Source organism: Lysobacter sp. HA35 (genome assembly GCF_054061195.1).
On sequence record NZ_JBSSDY010000001.1, the window covers coordinates 40,718 to 66,821 of the forward strand.

Annotated in this window: 26 protein-coding genes, 1 tRNA gene and 2 pseudogenes; 17 read left to right on the forward strand and 12 right to left on the reverse strand. The window is 67.9% G+C overall.

Translation table 11 applies throughout. From position 1 onward, the window contains the following. The first annotated feature begins 16 nt into the window (after positions 1–16). Positions 17–2,365: a DUF1631 family protein gene (locus ACVWZN_RS00205; RefSeq protein ID WP_456952148.1), complete on the forward strand. Its 2,349-nt coding sequence runs from the start codon at positions 17–19 to the stop codon at positions 2,363–2,365. A 124-nt stretch (positions 2,366–2,489) separates the two neighbouring features. Then, entirely contained in the window at positions 2,490–3,605 is a 1,116-nt protein-coding gene (locus ACVWZN_RS00210; RefSeq protein WP_456952149.1) for an NAD(P) transhydrogenase subunit alpha, read from the forward strand. Positions 3,606–3,649: 44 nt separating this feature from the next. On the opposite strand, the gene ACVWZN_RS00215 is transcribed toward ACVWZN_RS00210, so the two are convergent. The 4 genes from ACVWZN_RS00215 to ACVWZN_RS00230 are packed head-to-tail and all read right to left on the reverse strand — an operon-like array spanning position 3,650 to position 5,471. Continuing rightward, a complete protein-coding gene (locus tag ACVWZN_RS00215; protein WP_456952150.1) occupies positions 3,650–4,066 on the reverse strand; it encodes a DUF3106 domain-containing protein in 417 nt (138 codons plus the stop codon). A gap of 3 nt (positions 4,067–4,069) precedes the next feature. Beyond that, entirely contained in the window at positions 4,070–4,510 is a 441-nt protein-coding gene (locus ACVWZN_RS00220; protein ID WP_456952151.1) for a hypothetical protein, read from the reverse strand. After that, positions 4,507–5,052, reverse strand: a complete 546-nt coding sequence (locus tag ACVWZN_RS00225; protein WP_456952152.1) for an RNA polymerase sigma factor — start codon at positions 5,050–5,052, stop codon at positions 4,507–4,509. The genes ACVWZN_RS00220 and ACVWZN_RS00225 overlap by 4 nt, the downstream gene beginning before the upstream one ends. A gap of 8 nt (positions 5,053–5,060) precedes the next feature. Then, a complete protein-coding gene (locus tag ACVWZN_RS00230) occupies positions 5,061–5,471 on the reverse strand; it encodes a hypothetical protein (protein WP_456952153.1) in 411 nt (136 codons plus the stop codon). A 151-nt stretch (positions 5,472–5,622) separates the two neighbouring features. Between ACVWZN_RS00230 and ACVWZN_RS00235 the strand changes: the two genes are divergently transcribed. Both ACVWZN_RS00235 and ACVWZN_RS00240 read left to right on the forward strand, forming a co-directional pair. After that, the gene (locus tag ACVWZN_RS00235) at positions 5,623–5,922 is read left to right on the forward strand and encodes an NAD(P) transhydrogenase subunit alpha (protein ID WP_027082384.1); all 300 of its coding nucleotides are present in this window, start codon (positions 5,623–5,625) and stop codon (positions 5,920–5,922) included. Beyond that, entirely contained in the window at positions 5,919–7,349 is a 1,431-nt protein-coding gene (locus tag ACVWZN_RS00240; protein ID WP_456952154.1) for an NAD(P)(+) transhydrogenase (Re/Si-specific) subunit beta, read from the forward strand. The genes ACVWZN_RS00235 and ACVWZN_RS00240 overlap by 4 nt, the downstream gene beginning before the upstream one ends. Here the strand turns inward: ACVWZN_RS00240 and ACVWZN_RS00245 are convergent. Then, positions 7,312–7,752 carry a hypothetical protein gene (locus ACVWZN_RS00245; protein WP_051234914.1) on the reverse strand — a complete coding sequence of 147 codons (441 nt, stop codon included), beginning with the start codon at positions 7,750–7,752 and terminating at the stop codon, positions 7,312–7,314. The genes ACVWZN_RS00240 and ACVWZN_RS00245 overlap by 38 nt on opposite strands. A gap of 98 nt (positions 7,753–7,850) precedes the next feature. Here ACVWZN_RS00245 and sufT point away from each other — a divergent pair, with 98 nt between their 5' ends. Together sufT and ACVWZN_RS00255 are read left to right on the forward strand one after the other, a co-directional pair. After that, a complete protein-coding gene (gene sufT / locus ACVWZN_RS00250; protein WP_027082386.1) occupies positions 7,851–8,408 on the forward strand; it encodes a putative Fe-S cluster assembly protein SufT in 558 nt (185 codons plus the stop codon). A gap of 611 nt (positions 8,409–9,019) precedes the next feature. Beyond that, entirely contained in the window at positions 9,020–11,248 is a 2,229-nt protein-coding gene (locus ACVWZN_RS00255) for a M4 family metallopeptidase (RefSeq protein ID WP_456952155.1), read from the forward strand. A 225-nt stretch (positions 11,249–11,473) separates the two neighbouring features. Here the strand turns inward: ACVWZN_RS00255 and ACVWZN_RS00260 are convergent, their stop codons facing one another. The 3 genes from ACVWZN_RS00260 to wrbA are packed head-to-tail and all read right to left on the reverse strand — an operon-like array spanning position 11,474 to position 12,922. Continuing rightward, entirely contained in the window at positions 11,474–11,962 is a 489-nt protein-coding gene (locus ACVWZN_RS00260) for an asparaginase domain-containing protein (RefSeq protein WP_027082388.1), read from the reverse strand. 46 nt (positions 11,963–12,008) lie between these two features. Then, positions 12,009–12,335, reverse strand: a complete 327-nt coding sequence (locus ACVWZN_RS00265; protein ID WP_456952156.1) for a DUF2069 domain-containing protein — start codon at positions 12,333–12,335, stop codon at positions 12,009–12,011. After that, positions 12,332–12,922, reverse strand: coding sequence for an NAD(P)H:quinone oxidoreductase (gene wrbA, locus ACVWZN_RS00270; protein ID WP_456952157.1), 591 nt, complete (start codon positions 12,920–12,922; stop codon positions 12,332–12,334). Before wrbA ends, ACVWZN_RS00265 begins: the two co-directional genes overlap by 4 nt. 87 nt (positions 12,923–13,009) lie before the next feature. On the opposite strand from wrbA, the gene ACVWZN_RS00275 reads away from it, so the two are divergent. The 4 genes from ACVWZN_RS00275 (at position 13,010) to ACVWZN_RS00290 (ending at position 15,442) form a co-directional block, all read left to right on the forward strand. Next, the gene (locus tag ACVWZN_RS00275) at positions 13,010–14,281 is read left to right on the forward strand and encodes a YihY family inner membrane protein (protein ID WP_456952158.1); all 1,272 of its coding nucleotides are present in this window, start codon (positions 13,010–13,012) and stop codon (positions 14,279–14,281) included. After that, positions 14,278–14,826, forward strand: coding sequence for a TlpA family protein disulfide reductase (locus ACVWZN_RS00280; RefSeq protein WP_456952159.1), 549 nt, complete (start codon positions 14,278–14,280; stop codon positions 14,824–14,826). Before ACVWZN_RS00275 ends, ACVWZN_RS00280 begins: the two co-directional genes overlap by 4 nt. Beyond that, entirely contained in the window at positions 14,823–15,092 is a 270-nt protein-coding gene (gene yccX / locus ACVWZN_RS00285) for an acylphosphatase (protein ID WP_456952160.1), read from the forward strand. Before ACVWZN_RS00280 ends, yccX begins: the two co-directional genes overlap by 4 nt. Before the next feature lie 68 nt (positions 15,093–15,160). Beyond that, entirely contained in the window at positions 15,161–15,442 is a 282-nt protein-coding gene (locus ACVWZN_RS00290) for a SemiSWEET family transporter (protein WP_027082394.1), read from the forward strand. Here ACVWZN_RS00290 and ACVWZN_RS00295 read toward each other — a convergent pair. From ACVWZN_RS00295 to hemA, 4 genes are all read right to left on the reverse strand, one after another. Further along, the gene (locus tag ACVWZN_RS00295) at positions 15,439–17,151 is read right to left on the reverse strand and encodes an O-linked N-acetylglucosamine transferase, SPINDLY family protein (RefSeq protein ID WP_456952161.1); all 1,713 of its coding nucleotides are present in this window, start codon (positions 17,149–17,151) and stop codon (positions 15,439–15,441) included. The genes ACVWZN_RS00290 and ACVWZN_RS00295 overlap by 4 nt on opposite strands. A gap of 7 nt (positions 17,152–17,158) precedes the next feature. Next, positions 17,159–17,614: a GNAT family N-acetyltransferase gene (locus ACVWZN_RS00300; protein WP_456952162.1), complete on the reverse strand. Its 456-nt coding sequence runs from the start codon at positions 17,612–17,614 to the stop codon at positions 17,159–17,161. Positions 17,615–17,675: 61 nt separating this feature from the next. After that, complete coding sequence (gene prfA / locus ACVWZN_RS00305; RefSeq protein ID WP_456952163.1) at positions 17,676–18,761, reverse strand: peptide chain release factor 1; 1,086 nt, start codon at positions 18,759–18,761, stop codon at positions 17,676–17,678. Between the two features lie 63 nt (positions 18,762–18,824). After that, entirely contained in the window at positions 18,825–20,090 is a 1,266-nt protein-coding gene (hemA, locus tag ACVWZN_RS00310; protein ID WP_456952164.1) for a glutamyl-tRNA reductase, read from the reverse strand. 87 nt (positions 20,091–20,177) lie between these two features. Between hemA and ACVWZN_RS00315 the strand changes: the two are divergent. From ACVWZN_RS00315 to pth, 7 genes and pseudogenes are all read left to right on the forward strand, one after another. Further along, positions 20,178–21,869: pseudogene (locus ACVWZN_RS00315) on the forward strand (tetratricopeptide repeat protein); the annotation flags it as partial. A gap of 131 nt (positions 21,870–22,000) precedes the next feature. Next, a complete protein-coding gene (lolB, locus tag ACVWZN_RS00320; RefSeq protein ID WP_456952165.1) occupies positions 22,001–22,669 on the forward strand; it encodes a lipoprotein insertase outer membrane protein LolB in 669 nt (222 codons plus the stop codon). Further along, positions 22,666–23,542 (forward strand): annotated as a pseudogene (gene ispE, locus ACVWZN_RS00325) (4-(cytidine 5'-diphospho)-2-C-methyl-D-erythritol kinase). Before lolB ends, ispE begins: the two are co-directional and overlap by 4 nt. A 29-nt stretch (positions 23,543–23,571) precedes the next feature. After that, positions 23,572–23,647, forward strand: a tRNA-Gln gene (locus ACVWZN_RS00330). Between the two features lie 99 nt (positions 23,648–23,746). Further along, a complete protein-coding gene (locus ACVWZN_RS00335; protein WP_027082401.1) occupies positions 23,747–24,706 on the forward strand; it encodes a ribose-phosphate diphosphokinase in 960 nt (319 codons plus the stop codon). Positions 24,707–24,804: 98 nt separating this feature from the next. Further along, positions 24,805–25,428 carry a 50S ribosomal protein L25/general stress protein Ctc gene (locus ACVWZN_RS00340; protein ID WP_036141733.1) on the forward strand — a complete coding sequence of 208 codons (624 nt, stop codon included), beginning with the start codon at positions 24,805–24,807 and terminating at the stop codon, positions 25,426–25,428. Positions 25,429–25,488: 60 nt separating this feature from the next. Beyond that, positions 25,489–26,070, forward strand: a complete 582-nt coding sequence (gene pth / locus ACVWZN_RS00345) for an aminoacyl-tRNA hydrolase (protein WP_456952166.1) — start codon at positions 25,489–25,491, stop codon at positions 26,068–26,070. Positions 26,071–26,104 lie beyond the last annotated feature (34 nt).

The following is a 26,104-nucleotide window of genomic DNA, read 5'->3' on the forward strand; positions in this document are numbered from 1 at the left end:
TGCTGGAGTAGCAAAAGTGACCAGCCCGTTTTTCGATCAGGGAATTGATCCGCGCCATGACCCGGCGCGCGTGCTCGAAGCATTGAAGCGGCTTGCAGTCGAGCGCCTGGGAACGTTCCCGACCGCGCTCTACGTCACTGCGGAGAAGGAACTCGCCGAGGCCGGCCCCGACGCATATCACGAGCTCGCCGGGCTCAACGTGCTGCGCACGCGTAGTGCGTCCGACACGATGAATTTCCGCCAGCAGATCGCGCAGGCGTTCGACGAGTTCCGCAATCCCTTCATCCGGTCGGGCATCACGCTGGGCCTGATAGAGGAAGAGATGATCGACCTGCACCTTCAGGCGCAGGCGCTCACTGAAATCCTCGACAAGCGTTATCAGCAGCCTCTGCAGGCGCTGCGCACGCAGATGGAAGAGCTCGCGCTCGCCATGCGCGTGCCGGCCGGTGCTAATCCGGTGTCGCCGAGCAAGCTGTGCTCGACGCTGATCGCATCCGTCAGCAACGCCGGCGTGTCCGAACCGCTCGGCCGCGTGCTGTTCCGCCAGTTCCAGCAGCAGCTCGTGCCGCTGCTCGACGCGCTCTATCCGAACCTGGGCGCCGTGCTTTCGCGCGCCGGTTACGGCATGTCGGCGTGGTCGCCGGCCGTGCTGGCGAAGTTCGACCGCGAAGAGGCCGAAAAGCCCGCGCCACTGCCGGAGCCGGAAGTCGAAGCTCCGCAGCAGACGCAGCAGACGCAGCCGTCTTTTTACGGTGCGCCGCAGGCAAGCCCGCAGTACGCGCCGCAGATGCCGATGCATCCGCAGGCGCCGTCCTATTCGCAGGCGCCGCAGCAGCGGGCGCTGGGCGATGGCCTTGGCGGCCATCGCCATGCCACCGAACTCGAGCCGCTGCGTGAGCAGCTGCGCATCTGGCGCATGGAGCGTCAGCATGGCGGCGTGCGCACGCTGGCGCAGGCGCCGGTCGGGCTGCAGTACGGCGTTCCCGGTTTCTCACCGACGGGTGCTGGCGCAGGCATCGGGGCAGGCGGCTTCGGTGCGGCGCCCGCGCTACGCGAATTCCAGCCGCGCGAGATCAGCAGCATCGCGTCGGTGCTGCAGGCCGAGCCGCCGGATGTGTTCGCTCGCGCGCTTGGCGTCACCGGCAAGCTTTCCGATGCGATGCGCAGCTACCTCGCCGAAGGCGCGCGTCGCATGGGCCTGCATCCCGAATACACCGCGCTGTCGGCGGAGGACGAGGACGCGGTCGACATGGTCGCGCTGCTGTTCGAATCCCTGTTCCGCACGCATGCACTGCAGGACCGTGCGCGTCGCGTCTATGCGCGCCTGGTGCTGCCGTACCTGAAGGTTGCGATCAATGACGACTCGATGTTCGTCGAGCGCAGCCATCCGGCGCGTCGACTGCTCGATGCGCTGACCGAGGCCTGCGAAGACAACACCGGTTCGACGCCGCAGGAGCGCGAGCTTCTCGAGCGCGCGTCGGCCGTGTCGCAGCGCATCGTCGCCGAGTTCAACGAAGACCTCTCGGTCTTCGAGATGGCCTACGCCGAGCTCGAGGACCTGCTGTCGCAGCAGCGTCGTCGCGTCGAGCTGCAGGAGCAGCGCGCAGCGAAGGCGAGCTACGGTCGCGAGCGTCTGGCGCAGGCGCGTACACGTGCCGACACGGTGCTGCAGCGTCGCCTCGCGCAGACGCCGCTGACGCAGGCGGTCGGCGATTTCCTGGTCACGCCGTGGCGCCACCATCTGGTGCAGACGCTGCTGCGTGACGGCGAGGACAGCGTGCGCTTCCGTGACGCGATCGCGATGGGCGACGCGCTTGCACACGCCGACATGCTGGCCTCGCGCGCCGATGGCGATGCGCTGGTGCGCCAGCTGCTCGAGCTCGAAGAGCCGCTGACCGAATGCCTCGCGTCGTCCGGTCTCGACGCCACCGCCGCGAGCCACGGCTTGGCCGGCATCGTGCGCGGCCTGGCCGATCCCGATGCCTCCCGCCGCGTGCGTGCCATGCCGGCGCCTGTGCGTGACGAGCCCGAGCAGGAAACGCGTCTGTGGCTCGCCGGCGGCACCGACGCCATGCGCGCCGATCCGCAGTGGGTGGCGAAGATCCGCAAGCTCGAAGTCGGCTCGTGGGTGCGCATGTCCGACGCGCAGGGCGAGCCGATCTCGGCGAAGGTCGCCTGGGTCAGCCCGCTGACCTCGCGCCTGCTGCTGGTCAACCGTCGCGGCATGCGCGTGCTGGCCGCGAGCGTCGAAGAGCTTGCGCTGCTAGGCGCCGAAGGGCGCCTGACGGTCGCGACCGGCCAGTCGCCGTTCGAAGCCGCGATGGAGCAGTTGCAGCAGCAGCTGCAGGCTGTCGGCGGCAACTGAGCCTCGGAGTTCGGGGTACGGAGGGCGGCTTCGGCCGCCCTTTCGTTTTGCGGCAGTCGGAACCCAACTGCCGCCGGCCGCGATTGCCCGCTAGGATGCTTCGAAGCACCGACGGAGCATGCGCATGACGGCAGTGACGGTAGGCATCCTGCGCGAGCGCGCACCCGGCGAACGACGCGTGGCCGCGACGCCCGAGACCGTGCGCAAGCTGGCCGCACGCGGCGCGCAGGTCCGCATCGAATCGACTGCAGGCGCGAGTGCGGGCTTCGTCGACGACGCCTACGTGCAGGCCGGCGCGACGATCGCCGACGCCGCATCCATCGTGCGCGACAGCGACCTGCTGCTCGCCGTGCAGTCGCCCGGCGACGACGTGCTCGCTGCGATGAAGCCCGACGCGACGCTGGTCGGCCTGCTCGCGCCGCAGGCATCGGAATCGCGCGGCACGCTCATCCGCGATCGCGGCATCGTCGCATTCCCGCTCGAGCGTCTGCCGCGCACGACACGTGCGCAGGCGATGGACGTGCTGAGTTCGCAAGCCGGTATGGCGGGTTACAAGGCGGTGCTGATCGCCGCCACGCTCGCGCCGCGCTTCTTCCCGATGCTGACCACCGCCGCGGGCACGATCCGTCCCGCGAAGGTGCTGGTGATCGGCGCCGGTGTTGCGGGCCTGCAGGCGATCGCAACGGCGAAACGCCTCGGCGCGCAGGTCGAAGGTTTCGACGTTCGCCCCGAGACGCGCGAGCAGATCGAATCGCTGGGCGGCAAGTTCCTCGACCTCGGCGTCAGTGCCGCGGGCGAGGGCGGTTACGCACGCGCGCTCACCGACGAGGAGCGCGCCGAGCAGCAGAAGCGCCTCGGTGCGCATCTGGGCTCGGTCGATGTCGTGGTCTGTACCGCTGCGGTGCCGGGCCGACCCGCGCCGAAGATCGTGACGTCGACGATGGTCGCCGGCATGAAGCCCGGCAGCGTGATCGTCGATCTACCGGCCGAAAGCGGTGGCAATTGCGAGGCGACGGTGCCGGGTCAGACCATCGATGTCGGCGGCGTCGTCGTCGACGGGCCGCTCGGGCTTGCCAGCATGGGCGCGGTGCATGCGAGCGAGATGTACGCGCGCAACGTGCTGAACTTCGTCAGCCTGTTTCTCGACGGCGGCGCGATGTCGTTCGACTGGAGCGACGAGCTGCTCGCGAAAACCGTATGGCCGGAGCGTCCGGCCGAGGCCGCGATCGCCGCGGCCTGAGCCTGATCAGCGACAGATCGATCCGATCGATCCGTCGCGATGCATCAGTGCTGCGCCGACTGAGACTGCAGCCACGCCTTGCGCTGATCCGGCGTCATCCCGCGCAGTTTTTCGCGCAGCGCCTTCTTGTCTTCAGGCGCCATCGAGCGGAAGCGCTCGAACGCGGCGCGCGCCTGCTCGCGCTCGGCGGGCGACATGTCCTGGAACTTCGCGAGCCCGTGTCGCGCCTGCTTGCGCTGGTCCGGCGTCATCGTCTTCCAGCGCTGCGCGTGGCCGAACATGCGCTGGCGCGTTTCCGGACTCGCATTCCAGCGCTCGCGCATCGGCGCGATCAGCATGTCACGCTGCGCCTGCGTGAGGTGATCCCAGTCGGGCAGTGCGGCCGTCGTGCTCTGCGCGTGCGACGGCAGCGCGGCGACAAGCAGCACGACCGGGGCGAGGGAAAGGGCGAAACGCTTCATGGCTTACTCCGTTTGTGCCGAGCGCTCGGCGCCCAGCCACAGGTAGAACTCGGGATCTTCGGTGAGGTCGGGTGCGACGACGTCCGCGTCCGTTGCGGTCGGCAGGCGCGTGGCCGGCGACGGCGTGACCGCGGCGATGCGCGGCTGCGGTGCATTCATCGCAACGCGCGTGTTCGTCGCTGCGACCTGGCCATGCGACACGCCGCCCGCAGCGGATCCCGGCGGACGCAGCTGCACGACCAGTGCGAGCGCGAGGCCCGCAGTCGCGACGCCCGCCCAGCGCAATACGCCGTGCGAACTGCGCCGCGTCTCACCCTTCAACGCGGCGCGGCGGCGCTGCGCGAGTTGCGCGTTGACGCGCGTCGACAGTTGGTCGAGCGACGCCGCATGGACGCTGCGGGCGCGCGCGTCGAAAGCGTCACCGGCGTTGCCGTGCATGCTCATCGGAAATCCTCCAGTTTCTTTTGCAGGGCGTCTCGCGCGCGCGACAGGTGCGTCTTGACCGAGCCGTCGCTGCAACCCATCACGCGTGCCGTCGTTTCGACGTCCAGTTCCTCCAGCACCCGCAGGGTGAATGCCTCGCGTTGTCGCGCGGGCAGGCTCTGCAGGGCTTCGACGAGGCGTTCGTATGCCTCGCGCGAATCGTTCGCCCGTGACGGATCCGGTCCCGGATCCGCCCAGTCGATCGGTCCATCGTCGTCCGCCGGCGGTGGCGCGAGCCACTTCAGGCGGAACGTGCGGCGGCGCTGCAGATCGATGATCCGGCTGCGCAGCACGCTCCAGAACAGCGGCGTCCATTCCGCTGGCGGCCGGTTCGCGTAGGCGAGCATCTTCACCATCGCGTCCTGCACTACATCCAGTGCGTCGTCGCGATGACGCAGGCCCATCTCGGCGAAGCGGAAGGCGCGGCCGGAGATCGATGCGAGGAATGCATCGAGCGTCTGCGGCTCACCGCCATCCAACCCGGCGTCGAGGGCCTGCGCCATCGGGAGCGTCATCCGTGGTGACGATCCCAGCGGCGGTCGATGCGCTCACCCTTGCGGTCAAGGCGGTGGTCGATGCGGTCACCGCGGGCGTCGAGGCGGTTCTCGGCCCGGTCGCCGCGGCGGTCGAAGCGGGCGTCGGCGCGGTCGCCTTCGCGCTCCAGGCGCGCGGCGCGCTGCTCGTGGCCCGCGGCTTCGGCCTTGGCGGCGCGGTTGTCGAAGCGCTGTTCGACACGGTCACCCTTGTTGTCGAAGCGTTGGTCGATGCGGTCGCCCCGGGCGTCCAGGCGGTCCTCGATGCGGTCGCCCTTCTGGTCGAGGCGGTGTTCGATGCGGTCGCCGCGGTCCTGGGTGGACTGGGCATGGGCGACGGGCAGCACGGCGATCAGCGCGGGCAGGGCGTAAGCGACGATCTTCTTCATGGCGTTCTCTCCTTGGTCATGTCGTGGACCGGCGTCCCGGTGATGTGCCGCGCAGCACATACGGAAACGCCCGGCCTCGACCCGGGTTGACGAACGCCCGGAAGAATTCAGCCGTCGTTATGATGGAACGAACGGGGCAGTGGAGGGGAGCATGGGCGACGGGTTCGTGGCGCTGTACATCTTCATGCTCGCGGCGATCGCGGGCCACGTGATCATCTCGCGGGTGCCGGTGATCCTGCATACCCCGCTGATGTCGGGGTCGAACTTCATCCACGGCATCGTGCTGATCGGCGCGATCGTGGTGCTGGGCCAGGCGGACACGACGGTGGAGAAAGCCATCGGCTTCCTGGCCGTGCTGCTCGGTGCCGGCAACGCCGCCGGCGGTTACGTGGTGACCGAGCGCATGCTCGACATGTTCAAGGCCTCGCGGAAGCCCGGAGGCCGCGCATGAGCGGCGCGATCGATCCGCGCGTGCTGCTCGCATCCGCCAGCTACTTCGTCGCCGCCACGCTGTTCCTTCTGGGACTGCAGCGCATGGCCTCGCCGGTCACCGCGCGCAGCGGCATTCGCTGGGCGGGCGCCGGCATGCTCATCGCGACGGCCGCCACGTTCCTGTTGCCGGGCCTGCACAACCTGCCGCTGATCGTGCTGGCGCTGGTGATCGGCACGCTGGCGGCGTGGGTATCCGGCAAGAAGGTCGCGATCACCGACATGCCGCAGATGGTCGCGCTCTACAACGGCATGGGCGGTGGCTCGGCGGCGGCGATCGGCGCGGTCGAACTGCTGCGGCTCAACGCGGGTGAACCGGCGACGTCGATGACGTCGGTCGTACTCGCGGTCATCGGTGCATTGATCGGCGCGGTCTCGCTGTCGGGCTCGGTCATCGCCTGGGCCAAGCTCGACGGACGCATGGACAAGCGCTACACGTTCCCGGGCCAGCAGGCGTTCAACGCGCTGGTGTTCCTCGCGACGCTCGCAGCCGGCGTGCTCGCGGTGATGTGGCTCGGCCACAACGTCGACGGCGCCGCGTACGGCCTCGTGCCGATCATCGCGTTCTTCGTCGGCGCGTTGCTGGTCGGCGTGCTGATGACGTTGCCGATCGGCGGCGCCGACATGCCCGTCGTGATCTCGCTGTTCAACGCGTTCACCGGCCTCGCCGTCGCGTTCGAAGGCTACGTGCTCGGCAACGAAGCGCTGATCATCGCCGGCACGATGGTCGGCGCGGCCGGCATGTTGCTGACGCGACTGATGGCGAAGGCGATGAATCGCCCGATCAGCGGCGTCATCTTCGGCAGCTTTGGCGGTGGCGGCGAAGCGCAGGAAATCACCGGCAGCCAGAAGCCGATCGAAGCCGGCGACGTCGCTGCATTGATGGGTTTCGCCGAGCGTGTCGTCATCGTGCCGGGGTACGGCATGGCCGTCGCGCAGGCGCAGCACAAGATCTGGGAGCTCTCGCAGAAGCTCATGGATCGCGGCGTCAAGGTGAAGTTCGCGATCCATCCGGTCGCGGGCCGCATGCCCGGCCACATGAACGTGCTGCTCGCCGAGGCCGGCGTGCCGTACGACCTCATCGCGGACATGGACGACATCAACCCCGAGTTCAAGAACACCGACGTCGCGCTGGTGATCGGTGCGAACGACGTCGTGAACCCCGTGGCGAAGACCGATCCGGCGAGCCCGATCTTCGGCATGCCGATTCTCGATGTCATCGACGCGAAGAACGTCGTGGTGATCAAGCGCGGCCGCGGCACCGGCTTCGCGGGCATCGAGAACGCGCTCTTCTATGCCGACAACACGCGAATGCTGTTCGGCGACGGCGCCGAGATGGCGGCGGCGCTCGTCAGTGAGCTGAAGACGCTGGACGGCGGCGGGCACTGATCGCCGGCCAGGCGCAGGCGACGGCAAGCGCGAGCACGACCCACACCGCGTCGCGCCAGTCGTTCGCGAGGCCGGCAAGCGTCTGCGCGTGGTGCACCCCGAGCTTGCCCAGCGCCTCGATCGTGCCGCTGCCCAGCGGCACGCCTACGTTGATGGCGATGATCGCCCAGTTCGCGAGCGCGACCATCACGACGGTGGCGAGTGTCGCGGCGACCGCGCGCATGCCCGGCCGCAGCGTCGGCGCGAGCCCGAGCACCCACAGCACGTCCACCGCGCCGACTACCGCCATGAAGCTGCACTGGCGGCTCGAATAAAGCGCGGCCAGTGTCCACAGCGCGGCGAAGCCGAACACGACGAGCGGAAGCAGGAACCAGGCGAGCCAGGCGGAGCGGGGCAGGGGCATCGGATCGAACTGGAAAGCGGCCGCACAGGATAGCTGGCGGACAGGGAAGGGCCGCGAAAGTGGACTAGAATGGTCCGAGTTAAAAGGTGACACGTCCGATGTATTCCCGTTCCAGCGAACCCGTCCGCTTCGAGCGCGACTGCGCCGCCGTGCTCGTGCCGCAGGGCGAGGCCGTGAACCTGCCGGCCGGCAGCGTCGGCTACATCACGCAGGCATTGGGCGGCAGCTTCACCGTGTTCGTCGAAGGCAACCTGTTCCGCATCGCCGGCCGCGACGCCGACGCGATCGGCAAGGAGCCGCCGTCCCCGCTGGAACTCGCGGAAGGCGCCGACGACGCGGCGGTCGAAAAGCTCGTCTGGCAGCAGCTGCGGACGTGTTTCGACCCGGAAATCCCGATCAACGTGGTCGATCTGGGCCTGGTCTACAACGTGGACGTCGAGCGCAACGACGAAAAGCCCGGCGAGCGCGTTGTGCGCGTCGAGATGACGCTGACCGCTCCGGGCTGCGGCATGGGCGACGTGCTGGTCGCCGACGTCCGCGACAAGCTCGAGTTGATCCCGACGGTCACCGATGCGGACGTCGAACTGGTGTTCGACCCGCCGTGGAACCGCTCGATGATGTCCGAGGTCGCGCGCCTCGAGACCGGGATGCTTTGAGGCAGTGACGCCGCCGGGCGACACGCCGGCAGCGATCCATTCATTTCCGAGCGTACCTGCGCGACTCATTCGTGCTGGCGTGGCGCCGTGCGCGTCGCCCGTGCGCTCAGTTTTGCGGCGCTCCGTCCGGACGCAAAAGGCGCATGCTCGATGTGCGGGCGGGGTAACCGTGTCGCGAAAAGCCTTTCGCGGCTTGCGTCGGATAGGCAGAAGGGCGGCATAAAGCCGTTCGTCAGCGCGCTCGAGCGGCCGGACGCGCGGTCGCCGGATCTGGAACGACAACGGCAAAATTTGTGGACGCCGGACACGCTACTGTCGCAATTTCATGCTGCGACGCGCCATAAAACGGGGCGCAAAAGGCTTCACAAAGCCATAACGGGCGCGGCGACGGTCTTGAAAATCAGCAGGTTACGTCTCGGAACGTAAACCGCTCATCGGACCGGACAAAAAATTTCAAACTTTTTTGCGTGAAGGGCCGGGGACGCATCCACCTTCGCTGGACGGACGCAGACGGATCGCGTCCGCCCGTGCCCCAGTTTGCTTCGTATGAGTCAGACCCGGGGCTTCGCCGTCCACCTTCCGGCGTTCCCACGTCCAAGGATTTCTCTCCGATGTCGCACTCGACTTCCCGCTCCTGTCTCCTCGCGCTGTCCCCGCTGGTCCTCGCGCTCGCCGCGGGCAGCGCAGGCGCCGCTACCCGGATCGACCTGCAGAAGGTTTCGATCGCCAAGGCTGCCGGCCAGTACAAGGCCGCCACCGCGACGCTCGGCGTCGCCGCTGCTGCAAAGGATCGCCACGCCGAACTGATCGGCATGGATTCGCTGTCGTCGCTCAACCAGATCGGCCTCGTGCAGGATCGCGACGGCACCAAGCACTACCGCTACCAGCAGACGTTCCGCGGCATCCCGGTGTTCGGTGAGAACATCGCGGTCTCCGAGCAGAACGGTGCGGTCAAGTCGATGTTCGGCCGCAAGGTCGACGGCCTCGCCGCTGAAATCCCGGCCGGTGCGGTCAAGCTCTCCAGCGCGCAGGCGCTCGACGTCGGCAAGCGCGTCGGCCTCGGCCAGGGCATCGCCAAGATGGCGACGCGCAACGAGAAGTCGGACCTGATGATCTACGTCGACGACGCCGGCCACGCGCACCGCGCGTATGTCGTGTCGTACTTCGCTGATCGTTCGGGCACCGGCGGCGACGCCACCCGTCCCTTCATCATCGTCGACGCCAACACCGGCACGGTGCTGAAGCGTTGGGAAGGCCTGACCACCGCGCTCGTCGGCACGGGCCCTGGCGGCAACGCCAAGACCGGCCAGTACGAGTGGGGTTCGGGCGGCCGTTACGGCTACCTCGACGTCGCGCAGTCGGGCACGACCTGCACGATGAACAACACCAACGTGAAGTCGGTCAACCTCAACGGTGGCACGACCAGCACGACGGCGTATTCGTATACCTGCCCGCGCAACACCTACAAGGCCATCAACGGCGCGTACTCGCCGATCAACGACGCCCACTACTTCGGCGGCGTGATCACCAACATGTATCCGGCGTACACCGGCTACAACGCGCTGAACTTCCAGCTCGTCATGCGCGTGCACTACTCGTCGAGCTACGAGAACGCGTTCTGGGACGGCGCCACCATGTCGTTCGGTGACGGCGCCACGACGTTCTATCCGCTGGTCAGCGCGGACGTCGCCGGTCACGAGGTCTCGCACGGCTTCACCGAGCAGCACTCGAACCTGACGTACTCCGGCCAGTCGGGCGGCATGAACGAAGCGTTCTCCGACATGGGCGGCGAAGCGACCGAGTACTACTGGAAGGGTTCGTCCGACTTCAACGTCGGCACCGAAATCTTCAAGAACACCGGCGCGCTGCGTTACATGTGCAACCCGACGCAGGACGGTGGCTCGATCGACAACGCTGCGAACTACAACAGCGGCCTCGACGTCCACTACTCGTCCGGCGTCTACAACAAGGCGTTCTGCACCCTGGCGAAGACCTCCGGCTGGAGCGTCCCGACCGCGTTCAAGGTGTTCGCCCGCGCGAATGCCGTGTACTGGACCGCTAGCAGCACGTTCAACTCCGGCGCCTGCGGTGTTGAAACCGCTGCAACGGATCTCGGCCTGAACAAGGCGGACGTCACCGCGGCGTTCAACGTCGTGGGCGTCAGCTGCGCCGGCGGTGGCGGTGGTGGCGGTACGACCACCCCGATGACCAACGGCACGCCGATCACGGGTATCTCCGGCGCCGCCGGCAGCGACAAGTTCTACTCGCTGGCCGTTCCGAGCGGTGCGACCAACCTCGTGTTCACCACCTCGGGTGGCACGGGCGACCTCGACCTGTACGTCAAGGCTGGTTCGGCCCCGACGACCACGTCGTACACCTGCAAGTCGGAAGGCAGCACCACCGCCGAGACCTGCACGATCGCGGCTCCGGCTGCGGGCACGTACTACGTCCTGCTGCACGGCTACGCGGCCTACTCGGGCGCCACGCTGAAGGGTAGCTACACCACCGGTGGTGGTGGCGGTGGCGGCACGGTTCTGACCAGCGGCGTGCCGGTGAGCCTGCCGTCCGTTGCGACCGGTGGCGTCTCGTCGAACTACACGCTGAGCGTGCCGGCCGGCAAGACCAGCGTCGTGTTCACGATCTCGGGTGGCACGGGTGATGCCGACCTGTACGTCAAGGCGGGTTCCGCCCCGACGACCACGTCGTACACCTGCCGTCCGTACCTCAGCGGCAACGCCGAGACCTGCACGATCAACGCGCCGGCTGCTGGCACGTACTACGTGAATGTCCGCGCCTACGCTGCGTACTCGGGCGTCACGCTGAAGGGCACCATCAACTGATGTAAGCGGGCGCCGGCTTCGGCCGGCCCCGTCGCTGCACATCAAGACCCCGGCTTCGCAGCCGGGGTCTTTTTTTGTGGACGCGACGAGTGGACTACACGGCGTGTCGTCTCGCGCCGCGCAACCGAACTCGCGTTGCAGTCATCCGGCCGTCGATGTCCGGGCGCTACGGGCACAAAAAAACCCGGCACACGGCCGGGTTTTTTATGTCACTTGTTCGCGCGATCAATCGATCGACTCGAACCGGTTCGCGTCGACGTTCTTGCGCACCTTCATCGGATCCCAGATGCGCCCGTTCATCGCGATGTAGACGCCCGGCGGCAGGCATTGCACGGCGCCGACCGCGGTACCGATGTTGAACTCGGCATCCGAGCCGCGGAAGCGTGCGGGATTCAGTGCGCCGGTCAGCACGATGGTCTTGTCGGTCAGCGACGCCAGCACGCGTGCGGTCTGCACCATGCTGTCGGTCCCGTGCGTGACCAGCACGTGGCGCGACGGCTGCGCCGCGATCGTTGCGCGCAGCAGCTCACGGTCGGCCTCGGTGATGTGCAGCGAATCCTTGCGAAGGATCGGGATCACGCTGAAGCGGAACGCGACGCCGAGCTCCTCGAGGATGCGCCCGATCTGCGGCTCGCCGACCTGGAAATCCGACTTGTCGTCGAAGTAGATCTTGTCGATCGTCCCGCCGGTGGTGACGATGCAGAGCGAATCCATGGCGCGGTCCAGACGTCGGGGACGCGAATTATAGGACGCCGCCCGCTCAGCCCCGCCGCGCGAACCGCGAGCGCAGGCCGGGAATGCTCGCGGCCGCCACGATCACCAGCGAAAGCACGACCTCGCCCCAGGCGTAGCCGCGCTCGATCGGGCGGGTCCAGGCCACCATCACCCCGTGGCTGAACCAGAGCAGCGCCAGCACGCCCGACCAGAACGCCGCGGTGCGCCCGCGTGCGATCAGCGCCGCGACGCACATCACCGGCGGAATCGCGAAGACCGCCAGCGCCACCCATTCGGCGCGAGTCCCGAACCACGCCGCGAACAGCAGCGCGAGCGCCGCGAGCGCGACCATCAGCACCATGCGCGCGTTCATGCGAGCTTCGCCGCGAGCATCGCGATGCGACGCCCGAGCACACGCGCCAGATGCGCTTCGTCCTCGTCGACCGGCTGATCGTCCCGCACGCCGGCGACATGGCTCGCGCCGTAGGGCGTGCCGCCACTGCGCGTGCTGCTGAGGCGCGGCTCCGTGTACGGAATTCCGGCGATCACGCAACCGTGGTGCAGCAGCGGAAGCATCATCGACAGCAGCGTCGACTCCTGCCCACCGTGCATCGTCGACGACGAGGTGAATGCGCCCGCGGGCTTGCCGACCAGTGTGCCGCTGGCCCAGTCGCCGCCGAGCCCGTCGATCCAGTGCTTGAGTGGCGCGGCCATGTTGCCGAAGCGCGTCGGGCTGCCGATCAGCAGGCCGGCGCAGTCCTGCAGGTCGCGTGCGTCGACATAGGGCGCACCGTCTTCGGGTACCGGCGGCGCAGCCGTGGTGGTGACCGCCGCGACCGGAGGCACCGTGCGCAAGCGCGCCTGCATGCTCTCGACCTCTTCCACGCCACGGGCGACATGCCGCGCAAGGCGCGCGACCGAGCCGTTGCGGCTGTAGTACACGATCAGGACGTCGGGCATCGGAAGGCGTGGCGTTGGTGGACGCGGAGGATAGCGCGGCCGTGGCCTGACGCCGCGCCACCGGCCGTTCGGTTAGGCTGCGCCGCGATGGAGCTGCCTTATCTCTTGAGTCTCGTGAGCCCGCGCCTGCGTGATCGTGCGCGGGCGATCGCGTTCTTCCGGTTCCTCGGTCGTCGGTTCCTCGACGACGAGCTGTTCCAGGCTGCGGGCGCCCTGGCGTTCACCACGCTGTTCGCGCTGGTGCCGCTGTCGATGGTGGTGTTCGGCGTGCTGTCGGCGTTCGACGCGCTGCGTCCGCTGTCGCGTGGGTTGGCTGACTACGTGTTCGCGAATTACGTTCCGGGCGTCGCGCGCGCGGCTCAGGACTACCTGCTGCAGACCGCCGCGGCGAACACCGGCAAGCTGACGTCGACCGGCGTGGTCGCGTTGGTGGTGTCGGTGCTGGTGACGCTCACCAGCATCGAAAGCACGTTCAACAACATCTGGCGGGTGAAGGCGGCACGGCCGAAGTTCGGTCGCTTCCTCGTGTACTGGACGGTTCTTACGCTCGGCGCGTTGTTCGGTGCCGCGAGCCTTGCGATCTCCGCACGCTTCTTCGCGATGGCTATGTTCGCGACGCGCGCCGGCCACGTGCTCGAGTCGGTGATGCTGCAGCTCACGCCGCTCGCGCTCGAAGTGGCGGCATTCGCGACGATGTATCGCGTCGTACCGCATCGCACGGTCAAATGGCGGCATGCGCTGCCCGGCGCGATCCTCGCCACGTTCGGCTTCGAGATGGCGAAGTGGGGCATGGGCTGGTATCTCGGCAGCTTCAACAGCTACGCGCGCATTTACCAGCAGCTCGCGATCATCCCGATCTTCCTGCTGTGGGTGTACGTCGGCTGGGTGGCGATCCTGCTTGGCGCGTCGTTCGCAGCGTCGCTGTCGGCCTTCCGCTATCAGCCCGTCAGTCAGCGCCTGCCGCCGGGCTACGAGATCTACGGCCTGCTGCGCATGCTCGCGCGGTTCGACCAGGCGCGTCACAACGGGCGTGGCCTGCATGCCGACGACATCCTGCGCATGGAGCCCATGCTCACCGACGCGCTCGTGCAGCAGATGCTCGCGCAGCTCTGCACCATCAACGTGGTGCGACGCGCGGAAGACGGGGAATGGCTGCTCTCCCGTGACCTCGATGAGCTCACGCTGGCCGAGCTCTACGACGCCTGCAACCTGCGCATTCCGATCGCCGAAGCGCATCTGCCATGCCGCGACGACACGCTCGGCGCGCAGGTCACGCGCACCATCGACGACCTGCGCATCCCGCTTCGCGACCTACTCAAGCGTCGCGTCAACACCGTCTGGTCCGGAGACGCGCCATGAACCGTCGAATCCTTCCGTTGCTGCTCGCGCTCGGCGCGGTGGCCTGCAGCCCGCAGTCGACGACGCCTGCGTCGAACACCGTGAGCGCGCCGAAACCCGCAGCTGCGAAGCCCGCCGAAACGAAGCCCGATCGCGAACATCCGCAGCTGAAGATCGACCTCGTCGACGGCGGCCATTACGACCTCGCGCAACATCGCGGACGCTGGGTCGTCGTCAATTTCTGGGCGACGTGGTGCGGCCCGTGCCTGAAGGAAATGCCGGAGCTTTCCAAGCTCGCGCAGCGCGGCGACGTCGACGTGCTGGGCCTCGCGTACGAGGACATCACCAAGGCGGACATGCAGGCCTTCCTCAAGCAGCATGCGCCGACCTATCCGATCGCGATCCTTGACACCTTCAGCCCGCCGCGCGACTTCGACACGCCGCAGGGCCTGCCGATGACCGTGATCGTCGCGCCGGACGGGCGCGTCGCGAAAAAGGTGCTCGGCCCGGTGACGATCGCTGCGATCGACGAGGTCGTCACCGCGAAGCCCGCTGCGAACGGATGAGCGCGGCGCGCTTCCTCATCGAAGGACGCGTGCAGGGCGTGGCGTTCCGCGCGTATACGCGGCACGAAGCCCAGCGTCTCGGGCTCAGCGGTCACGCACGCAATCTGCCTGATGGCCGCGTCGAAGTGGTCGCGCATGGCGACGCCGCCGCGATCGATGAACTTGCCGCATGGCTTGCGCACGGGCCGCCGCTTGCACGCGTCGAAGCAGTGCATCGCGAAGCTTTCGACATGACGTCCACGCCCGCTGGCTTTTCAATCGGCTGACTCCGCTTCACCGTGTTCCGACGTCGCGCCGGCGACGCTCGCTGCATGCGAATCCGCCCACGACATCCATGAATCTCACCGACGCCATCGGCTGGGCCGCGTCCGCAGTGCTGATCGCCACGCTCGCGCGACAGGTCTACACGCAGTGGCGCGAGCGCACGACCGAAGGCGTGTCGCGCTGGCTGTTCATCGGGCAGATGTGCGCGAGCGTCGGCTTCGTGATCTACAGCTGGATGCTCGGAAATGGCGTGTTCGTGTTCACGAATGCCGTGCTGTTGCTCACCGGCGTCGTCGGGCAGCTGATCTATCGACGCAATCGGAAGCTCGCGGAACGCGAAGGCGCGGGCTAGGCAAGGATCGGCTGCGGCGGGTTGCCATCGCGCCACGTGGTTGCCATGCGCGATGCGAGAGTTGCGAAGTCCCGAGCGAAACGCGGCATGTCGAATAGTGGCGAGGTGCGCCGCGCATGGTCGAGGCGTCGTCGCAGTACCGCGCGTGCATCCGCATCGCGCCCGAGAGCAATAGCCGTCGCGACGAACTGCGCGTCATCCGGCGCGATCAATTCGTCGAGCCCGAGCGTATGCAGCAGACTCGCGGCGACGCGCGATGCGAACGTCGTGCCGGGAAGCGTAAGCACCGGGCAGCCCGCCCACAGCGCATCGGATGCGGTGGTGTGCGCGTTGTACGGCGAGGTGTCGAGGAACAGGTCCGCTACACCGAGACGTGCGAGATACGCCGGCTGTGGCTGCTTCGGCATGAAGATTAGGCGCGATGGATCGACGCCCGCTGCGCGCGCGGCTTCGCGTAGGCGGTCGTCCGCACGGCCCGGTCCGCGCAGCAGCCACAGAACGCTGCCGTCGACCGCGCGCAGCACGTCGAACATGCGGCGCATGCTCGCAGCATTGAGCTTGTAGCTGTTGTTGAAGCACGCATACACGACGCCGTGCTCGGGCAGTCCGCACTCGGCGCGGCTTGGCTCGGTCAGCGGCGCGCGCGTGGTGTCGGACGGCTGGAACGCATGCGGCATCCATGCGGCGCGCTCGCTGAAGTGCAGCACGAGCTCGCGCGGCAGCACGTTGCGATCGGCGATGACGTAGTCGATCCACGGTGCGCCCGACGTGCCGGGATACGCGAGCCAGTTCACCTGCACGGGGGCAGGCCGCATCGCGAGGACTTCGGGCACGCCGCCACCACCCCAGCCGCGCAGGTCGAACAGCACGTCGATGCGGGCGTGGCGGATGGTCTGTGCGACTTCGCCATGGGAACGATGCGAAACGTCGTGCAGCTGCGTGGCGGCGACGAGTCGCGACCGGATCAGGCTCGAATCATCCGGCGTCGATGCGAACGTGTGGGCTTCGATGCCTTCGATGCCGGACAACGCCTCGAAGAACGCGACTGTCAGCAATCCGGTCGGATGCGCGCCGAAGCCGTTCGACAGGAAGCCCAGTCGCAGCGGTTCGCCTGCACGTGTCGCGCGATCCACCGGCGGAAGCGGGTGCACCGACTGCGCGATGATCGATGCGCGTAGTTGCGCACATTGCAGCTGCTCGGCTGGCGTCGCATCCTCGCTGAGGAATGAAAACGGCTCCACCGGCGCCTGCCGCGTGAGCACTGCACCCCGCACCTGCGACGACAAGGCATCGACATCACGCCAGTCGCACAGCCGACGACGCGCCGCGAGGAGATACGACGCCACCATCGGCTCATCCGGCATCAATCGATGCGCATGCGCGAACGCATCGGCGGCTTCCTCGACGCGCTGCACGTCCTCGAGCGCATGTCCGAGCCACACGGCAATGCCCGGATGTTCCGGCGCGGCATGCGCGGCACGCAGCAGACTGTCGACCGCCTCGTCCATGCGCCCGAGCATCGACTGCGCACGACCGAGTCGAGCCAACGCTTCGGGATGACCCGGTCGCAATTGCAACGCACGTCGCGACGCACGCTCGCCGGCGATCGCATCACCCGCATCGAGTTCGGCTTCCGCCAGTACCACCCAGGCGATCGCATCGTGCGGCGCACGATCGACCTGCAGGCGTGCGAGCTGGCGTTCGTCCATCGACACGTCAGGCGTTGATCGTGAGATCGAGCGCGTACCACTGCGTCGATTCTTCCTGCCAGCCGGCTGCCCGATACAGCGCACGCGCGGCATCGTTGTCCTGCGCCGTTTCGAGCACGATGCGCGCCGCGCCGGCGTCGCGAGCGGCCTGCGCCGCGGCGTCGAGCAATGCACGCGCGACACCGAGACGTCGCGCACTCGCATCGACATAGAGATCGTTGAGCACGCGCACCGGCTTCATTCGAACCGACGAAAACAACGGATAGATCTGCACGAAGCCGACCGCGTCGCTGCCGCGCCAAGCGAGAAGTACGGTCGACTCGCTGCGCGACATGCGTTCGGACAGAAATGCGCGTGCGGCCGCAACGTCGCCCGTCTGCCCGTAGAACCGGCGATACGCATCGAACAGCGCGGCCGCGGCGTCGAGATCGTCGGAAGTGGCGGTGCAGATGCGGGCGTCCATGGCGATGCGTCGAAGTGGCGTCGTCCGATTGTCGCCGCTCGCACCGCGGCGCGACACCCCGTCAGCCCGACGAGGTCAGGCGCGCGAGTTCGTCGGCCTGGTGTTCCTGCTGCAGGCGGTCGAGCAGGGGATCGAGCGCGCCTTCGACGACGTTCGGCAGGTCGTACAGCGTCAGCCCTTCGACGCGGTGGTCGGTGATGCGGCCCTGCGGAAAGCTGTACGTGCGAATGCGTTGGCTGCGATCGCCGCTGCCGACCTGCAACTTGCGCGTCTCCGCCTGCGCCGCCGCGGCCTTCGCGATCTGCGCGTCGGACAGCATCGCGCGCAGGCGCTTCATCGCCTTGTCGCGGTTCGCGTGCTGGCTGCGCTCGGTCTGGCTTTCGACCACGATGCCGCTCGGCAGGTGCGTGATACGGATCGCCGAGTCGGTCTTGTTGACGTGCTGGCCGCCGGCGCCGGATGAACGATACGTATCGACTCGCAGATCGGCGGGCGAAATCTCGATCGGCGCTTCCTCGGCTTCGACCGGAATGATCGCCACCGTCGCCGCCGAGGTGTGGATGCGGCCCTGCGATTCGGTTGCCGGAACGCGCTGCACGCGATGCGTGCCCGACTCGAACTTCAGCCGCGAATACGCACCCGCGCCTTCGACCCGCGCGATGACTTCCTTGAAGCCGCCGTGCTCGCCGGGGCTCGCCGATTCGACTTCGATGCGCCAGCCCTGGCGTTCGGCGTAGCGCGAATACATGCGGAACAGGTCGCCGGCGAAGATCGCCGCCTCGTCGCCGCCGGTGCCGGCGCGCACTTCGAGATAGAGATCGCCTTCGTCGCGCGGATCCTTGGGGATCAGGTGCGCGAGCAGCTCGGCTTCGAGCTGTTCGAGACGCTGCGTCGCCGCGTCGATCTCCTCGTCCGCGAGTTCGCGCATCTCCGGGTCGTCGCGCATCGCCTGCGCGGCCGCGAGGTCGGCACGTGCGCGTTGTTCCTCTGCCAATGCGTTCGCAACGGGTTCGAGCTGCGAGAACTCGCGCGACAGGCGACGGAACTGCGCGGCGTCGTTGATGACTGCAGGATCGGCGAGCAGGCGCTCGAGCTCCTCGCGACGTTCGGCGAGGGCTTCGAGCTTGCGACGCAGGGAAGGATTCATGGCGTGACCGGGCGACGGGGCAGGGCGGTCGCGGCGCGACCGTGCGACGAGAGCGCCGCGTCGCTAACGCTCCGCGTCGTTGCCCGGTGCATTCGGGAACAGGCGTTCGACCGCGCGTGCGAGGTCGGCATCGCCCTGGGTCGCCGCATCGCGCACGGCCACTGTCGGCGCGTGCAGCAGGCGGTTGGTCAGCGTGTGCGCGAGGAATTCCAGCGCGTCCTCGGGCGGCATGCCGGACGCGAGTTGCTGCTTCGCCTTGGCCAGCACGTCCGCGCGTGCGTTTTCGCCATGCGAGCGGATGCGCTTGACCGGTTCGCTGCGCGCGCCGGCTTCGAGCTTGTCGCGAAAACGCGCGACTTGCAGTTCGACGATCGCTTCGGCTTCGTCGGCCGCTTCGCGACGGCTGCGACGGTTGTCCTCGATCGCGCGTTCGAGATCGTCGACGCTGTACAGGAATACATCCGACAAGAGCGCCACATCCGCGGCTACGTCGCGCGGCACCGCGAGGTCGAGCAGCAGCATCGGGCGACGACGTCGTGCGCCGAGCGCTGCTTCCACCTGCACCGCGCGAAGGATCGGTTCGCGGCTGGCGGTCGCGCTGATCACGACGTCGGCTTCGGCGAGATGCTTGTCGAGGTCGTCGAGCGGAAGCGCATAACCGCCATGACGCTGCGCGAGATCCTGCGCATGCGCGAGCGTGCGATTCGCGACGAGCAGTCGCTTCGTGCGCGCCTGCACGAGATGTCGCGCAGCGAGTTCAATGGTTTCACCCGCGCCGATCAGCAGCACGGTCGACGTATCGAGCGGCGCGAACGATTCCTGCGCCAACTTCACTGCGGTGGATGCGACGGACACCGGGTTCGCGCCGATGCGCGTGTCGGTGCGCGCGCGCTTGGCAGTGCTGAAGGCGTGCTGGAACAGGCGGTCGAGCCGCGTGCCCAGCGTGCCGGCGGCGCGCGCCGTCGCCCAGGCGTCCTTCACCTGGCCGAGGATCTGCGGCTCGCCGAGCACCAGCGAATCCAGGCCCGTCGCGACGCGGAACAGGTGGCGCACCGCATCGGCATCGCGATGTCGATACAGATACGTGAAAAGATCGGGGCCGACGGATGAGCGCGTGGCCAGCCACTGCGCGAGCGCATCGCCATCGTCATCCGATTCGACGTAGAGCTCGGTGCGGTTGCAGGTCGACAGCAGCGCGGCTTCGCTGACCTGCGGCATCGCGCGCAGCTCGTCGAGCGCACCGTTCAGCGCATCGCCGGCAAACGCCACCCGTTCGCGCACGTCGACGGGCGCGGTGGCGTGATTGAGGCCGATGACGTGGAAACCCATTCGTTACAGGGGCGTGCGCTAAGCTGCGACGGCAGGCCCGGCATTCTACCGGTGCGGGTGCTGCAACCTTCGAGACCAGTATCCCGGGTGCGCATGCCTCTCGTTTTGCGTTCGATCAAACGGTTCAGCCTGGCACTCGCGATCGCTGTCGCGCTGCCGGCCTCGGCCGCACCCGCCGCCAAGCCGGCGACGCCCGGCGACTTCCCGCTGCAGCCGCTGCTGTCCGGCGAATTCGCCCTGCAGGCCGGCAAGCTGGATGACGCGGCCGCGGGCTACCTCGCCGCCGCCCGCGCCGCGCGCGACGTCGCCCTGGCCGAGCGCGCGACCGGCATCGCACTGGTCGCCAAGAACGATCGCCGCGCGGCCGAAGCGCTCAAGCTCTGGCGCGAATTGCTCGGCCCCAAGGCCGACGACACCGCCGACGTTCGCGTCGCCCAGGCCACGCTGGCGCTGCACCGCGGCGACGATACCGCCGCGACGCGCGAACTCACCGCCCTGTTCGCGCGCCCCGAAGACGGCTGGCGCCTCGCCATCGGCACGCTGGCCGGCGGCGCGACCACGCCCAAGCAGGCCGCCGGCATCGTCACCCGCCTGCTCGACGCCAACGCCGTCCCGACCACGCTCCAGGCGTGGCTCGCGCTCGGCGGCCTCGCCCAGCGCCTGCAGCAGCCCGCGCTGGCCGACCGCATCGTCAATGAAGTGATCACGCGCTTCCCGCGCGATCCGCGCGTCACGCTGCTCAAGGCCAGCCAGCTGCGCGAGAGCGGCAAGAACGCCGAGGCGAAGGCGACCATCGATTCGCTGCGTGCCGCGACCGAAACCGATGCCGACCTGCGCCTGCTCGTCGCCCGCGAATACGACGCGCTCGGCGAGCCCGTCGCCGCCGCGGACACGCTGGCTACCGGCCCGCAGGACGACCAGACCTACCAGCTGCGTGCGTCGCTGTATGCGCGAGTCGACGATCGCGCACGCCTGCAGCAGCTCTACGACGAACTTTCACGCAATGCGCAGCGCCCCGAGCCCGATCGCCGCCTACTGCTTGGGCAGATCGCCGAATACCTCAAACACTACGACGCTGCGCTGCAGTGGTACGGCTCCGTGCCGGGCGGCCCGCAGCGCTGGACGGCGCGCCTGCGCAGGGCGAACGTGCTGCACGAACTCGGCCGCGGCAAGCAGGCCATCGATGCGCTGCACGACCTGCAGCAGGACGCGTCGGCGGAAGACGACGTACGCCGCGCCGCGTACACGCTCGAAGCCGGCCTCTGGCAGAAGGACAAGGACGACGCGCGCGAGATGGACGCGTATGCGCGCGGCCTCGCCGCATTCCCGGACGACCCGGACCTGCTGTATTCGCGTGCGCTGACCTGGGAGCGTCGCGACGACATCCCGCGCGCCGAGGCCGACCTGCGCCGCATCCTCGTCGGCCAGCCGGACAACGTCGCTACGTTGAACGCGCTGGGTTACACGTTGGCCGATCGCACGACGCGTTATCGCGAGGCACTGGAGCTGATCAATCGTGCGCGTGCCGCCGAACCGAACAACGCCGCCATCGTCGACAGTTACGGCTGGGTGCTTTACCGCCTCGGCAAGCCGGCCGACGCGCTGGTCGAACTGCAGCGCGCCTACACGATGCAGAAGGACGCCGAGATCGCCGCGCACGTCGGCGAAGTGCTGTGGGTGCTCGACCGCAAGGACGAAGCGCGCCGCTATTTCGAGGATTCGCGCCGCATCGACCCGGAAAACCGTTCGCTCGCCCGCGCGCTGCAGAAGACCGGCGCGACGTTGCCGCCTGCGCCTGCCGGGAGCAGCAGCAAGAGTGATGCGTCGAGTGCTGCAGGCGATGCCGCGTCGCCAGCTGCCACTCCGAAGCCGCCGATGGTCAAGAATTCGGGCGGCAAGGGCGGCCTCGCATGAGTGGGTTCGGTCGAGCCGCGCGCGAATCGATCCGTACGCGACTGTCGTCCCCGCAGCGCTGGCTTACGGGCCTTGTCGCGCTGACGCTGCTGGCGGGCTGCGCCACGTCGCAGGTCACGCCGACGCCGGTCGCCTCCGATGCGGCCACCGGGCGCCTCGAGCAGTGCGAACACGAACTCGCCACGCAGACACGCTGGGGCCTCGCGGGCCGCATCGCTATCTCCAACGCCCGCGACGCCGGCAGCGGCCGAATCGAATGGCGACAGGATGGCCAGCGCTTCGACATCGAACTGACCGCACCGATCACGCACCAGGGCTGGCGCCTGCACGGCGAACCGGGTCGCGCGACGCTCGACGGCCTGCCCGGCGGCCCGCGCGAAGGCAGCGACGCCGAAAGCCTGCTGCGCGAAGCCACCGGCTGGAGCATCCCGGTGCGTTCGTTGCCTGCCTGGGTCCGCGGAATGCGTGCCGATCCGGGTAGCGCCGTTGTCCAGTTCGGCGCGGACGGCCGCCTCGCGCACCTTGCCGAATCCGGCTGGACCATCGACTACACCTGGCCCGCGGACGCCGCCGCCGCGCGACCGAGCCGCATCGAGGCCCGCCGCGATGACGCGCGCGTCCGCCTCGTCATCGATCGCTGGACGGACGGCACCGACGCGCCATGACGGCGTGGACCGCCTGGCCGGCGCCGGCCAAGCTCAACCTGTTCCTGCACATCACCGGCCGCCGCGACGACGGTTACCACCGGCTGCAGACTGTCTTCCGGCTGCTGGATTGGGGCGACACGATCCGGCTGCGGCTGCGTGACGACGGGCGAATCGAGCGGGTAGGCGAGGGTCCCGATGGGGTCGATTCGCAGGATGATCTGGCGGTTCGTGCCGCTATCGCGCTGCAACGCGCGGCAAACGTCGCCCAAGGTGCCGACATCGAACTCCAAAAGCAGATCCCAACGGGTGGCGGCTTCGGTGGAGGATCCTCGGACGCTGCGACCGTACTCGTCGCGCTCAACCGGCTGTGGCGCGTTGACTGGCCGCTGGAAAAGCTCGCAGAACTTGGTTTGTCGCTCGGCGCCGACGTCCCGGTTTTCGTCCTCGGCCGCAACGCCTGGGCCGAGGGTGTCGGTGAAGTCCTGACTCCAATGGACCTCCGCCCGGCCTGGTACATCGTGGCCGAGCCCGGTGTGCATTGCCCCACCGCCTCACTTTTCGCATCTCCCGATTTGACGCGCGATTCACCGCCCTTGAAAATGGCGGACTTCGTTGCGGGGGGAGACCCCCGGGAGTGGCCGGTTCGGGAATGCCTTCGAACCCGTCCTGCGCGCGCGTGAACCGGTGGTCGACACCGTGCTCGCGACGCTGTCGCAGGTGGGCAGGGCGCGACTGACCGGCTCGGGCAGCGGGTGCTTCGTCGAATTCGCCACGCGCGAATCGGCCGAAGCCGCGCTCCGTCGGCTGCCGCCGACCCTCCGATGCCGGCTCGTCGCCGGCGCCGGCGTGTCGCCGCTGCATCGGGCACTCGAAAGGTTCCAGGCGCCGTAACACGCGTCGTCATCGCGTTCGACAACGACAGGGGCGTCGCCAAGTGGTTAAGGCACCAGGTTTTGATCCTGGCACGCGAAGGTTCGAATCCTTCCGCCCCTGCCATTAGCGATGGATATGGATGCGAATGACGGCGCGACACGCGCTTCGTCCGCACCTGTGCGTCAGACCGAACACCGACCTCCTTTCCGATTGCCGGCCGCCATGCACAAAGATCGCAATCTCCTCGTCTTCAGCGGCAACGCCAATCGCCCGCTCGCCGAAGCCGTGTGCAAGGAACTCGGCGTGCGGCCCGGCAAGGCGCTGGTCGGCACGTTCTCCGACGGCGAGGTGCAGGTCGAGATCGAAGAGAACGTGCGTCGCCAGGAAGTGTTTGTCATCCAGCCGACGAACGCGCCGACGGCCGAGAATTTCATGGAGCTGCTGGTGCTGATCGACGCGCTCAAGCGTGCGTCGGTCATGAACATCACCGCGGTCGTGCCGTACTTCGGTTACGCGCGACAGGATCGCCGCCCGCGCAGTTCGCGCGTGCCGATCACGGCGAAAGTTGCCGCGAAGATGTTCAGCGCGGTCGGTACCGATCGCGTGCTCACGGTCGACCTGCATGCCGACCAGATCCAGGGCTTTTTCGACATTCCGGTCGACAACGTCTATGCGTCGCCGCTGCTGCTCGCCGACATCTGGCGCGCGCACGGCACGGACAACATGGTCGTGGTGTCGCCCGACGTCGGTGGCGTGGTGCGTGCACGTGCGATCGCCAAGCGCCTCGATGACGCGGAACTCGCGATCATCGACAAGCGCCGCCCGAAAGCGAACGTCGCGACGGTGATGAACATCATCGGTGATGTCGCCGGCAAGACCTGCGTGCTCGTCGACGACATCGTCGACACCGCAGGCACGCTGTGCGCCGCCGCCGGTGCGTTGAAGGAGCGTGGCGCGTTGAAGGTCGTCGCCTACTGCACGCATCCCGTGCTGTCGGGCGCGGCGATCAGCAACGTCAGCAATTCGCAGCTCGACGAGCTCGTCGTCACCGACACGATCATGCTCACCGACGCCGCGCGCGCCTGCAGCAAGATCCGCCAGCTCAGCGTCGCCGAGCTGCTCGCCGAAACGATCCGGCGCGTGGCGTTCGGCGAATCGGTGAGCTCGTTGTACGTCGACTGATTTTCGCGGCCGCAAGGCCGCAACCGGCTCACCTGGTCGCGGGTGAGTCACTCCAATCGCCGCGAGGCGATTTCATCGCTAGAAAGTGAGTAATCGAAATGTCCGAACACACCATCAAGGCCACGGGCCGCAACGACGCGGGGAAGGGTGCGAGCCGCCGCCTGCGCCGTTCCGCGAGCATCCCGGCCATCGTCTACGGCGGCACGTCCGCGCCGAAGCAGGTCCAGCTCGATCACGAGAAGATCTGGCTTGCCAGCCAGAACGAGTGGTTCTACTCGTCGATCCTGTCGCTCGACATCGAAGGCAGCGTCGAGAGCGTCGTGCTGCGTGACATGCAGCGCCATCCGTACAAGCAGCAGATCGTCCACCTCGACTTCCAGCGCGTCGACGCCAACCAGACGCTGCGCGTCTCGGTGCCGCTGCACTTCCTCAACCAGGAAAAGTCGCCGGCCGGCAAGTCGACCGAAGTGGTCGTTACGCACGAGCTCAACGAAGTGGCCGTCAGCTGCCTGCCGAAGGATCTGCCGGAGTTCATCGAGGTCGATCTTTCCGACCTCAAGCAGGGCGACATCGTCCACCTGTCCGACATCAAGCTTCCGAACGGCGTCGAGCTGCCGGAGCTGAAGCTGGGCAAGGAACACGACGTCGCCGTCGTCATCGCCAAGGCGGCGCGTACGTCGGAAGAAGACGAGACGCCGGCTGCGGAAGGCGACAAGAAGTAATCGCGTGATGCGGACGGGCCGGCCTTCGTGGTCGGCCCGTTCGTATTTGCGGATCTCGCGATGCCGGGCCTGAAACTCATCGTCGGACTGGGGAATCCCGGTAACGAGCACGCGCGCCAGCGGCATAACGCCGGGTTCTGGTTCGCGGACGAACTCGCACGCAGGTACGGCGCGCAGTTCCGCATCGAACCCAAGCTGTTCGGCGAAGCCTGCAAGCTCGATATCGGCGGCAATTCCGTGTGGCTGCTTAAGCCCGCGACCTTCATGAACCTCTCGGGCAAGTCGGTCACCGCCGCGCTGCGGTTCTTCAAGATCGAGCCGGAAGAAGCACTGCTCGCGCACGACGAACTGGACCTCGCGCCCGGTATCGCACGCCTGAAGTTCGATGGCGGCCATGGCGGCCAGAACGGCCTGCGCGACACGATCCGCCTGCTTGGCCACGCGAAGTTCCACCGGCTGCGCATCGGCATCGGCCATCCCGGCCACAAGGACAAGGTCGTCGGCTGGGTGCTCGGCAAGCCGTCGCCTGCCGATGAGTCCATGATCCTGCGTTCGATCGACGACGCGCTCGATGTACTGCCGCTGGCGGTTGCCGGCGACGTCAACGAGGCGATGAAGCGCCTCAACACCGCGAAAGCCTGAGCGGGCATGCGGAAGCCGCTGGACACCGGCCGCT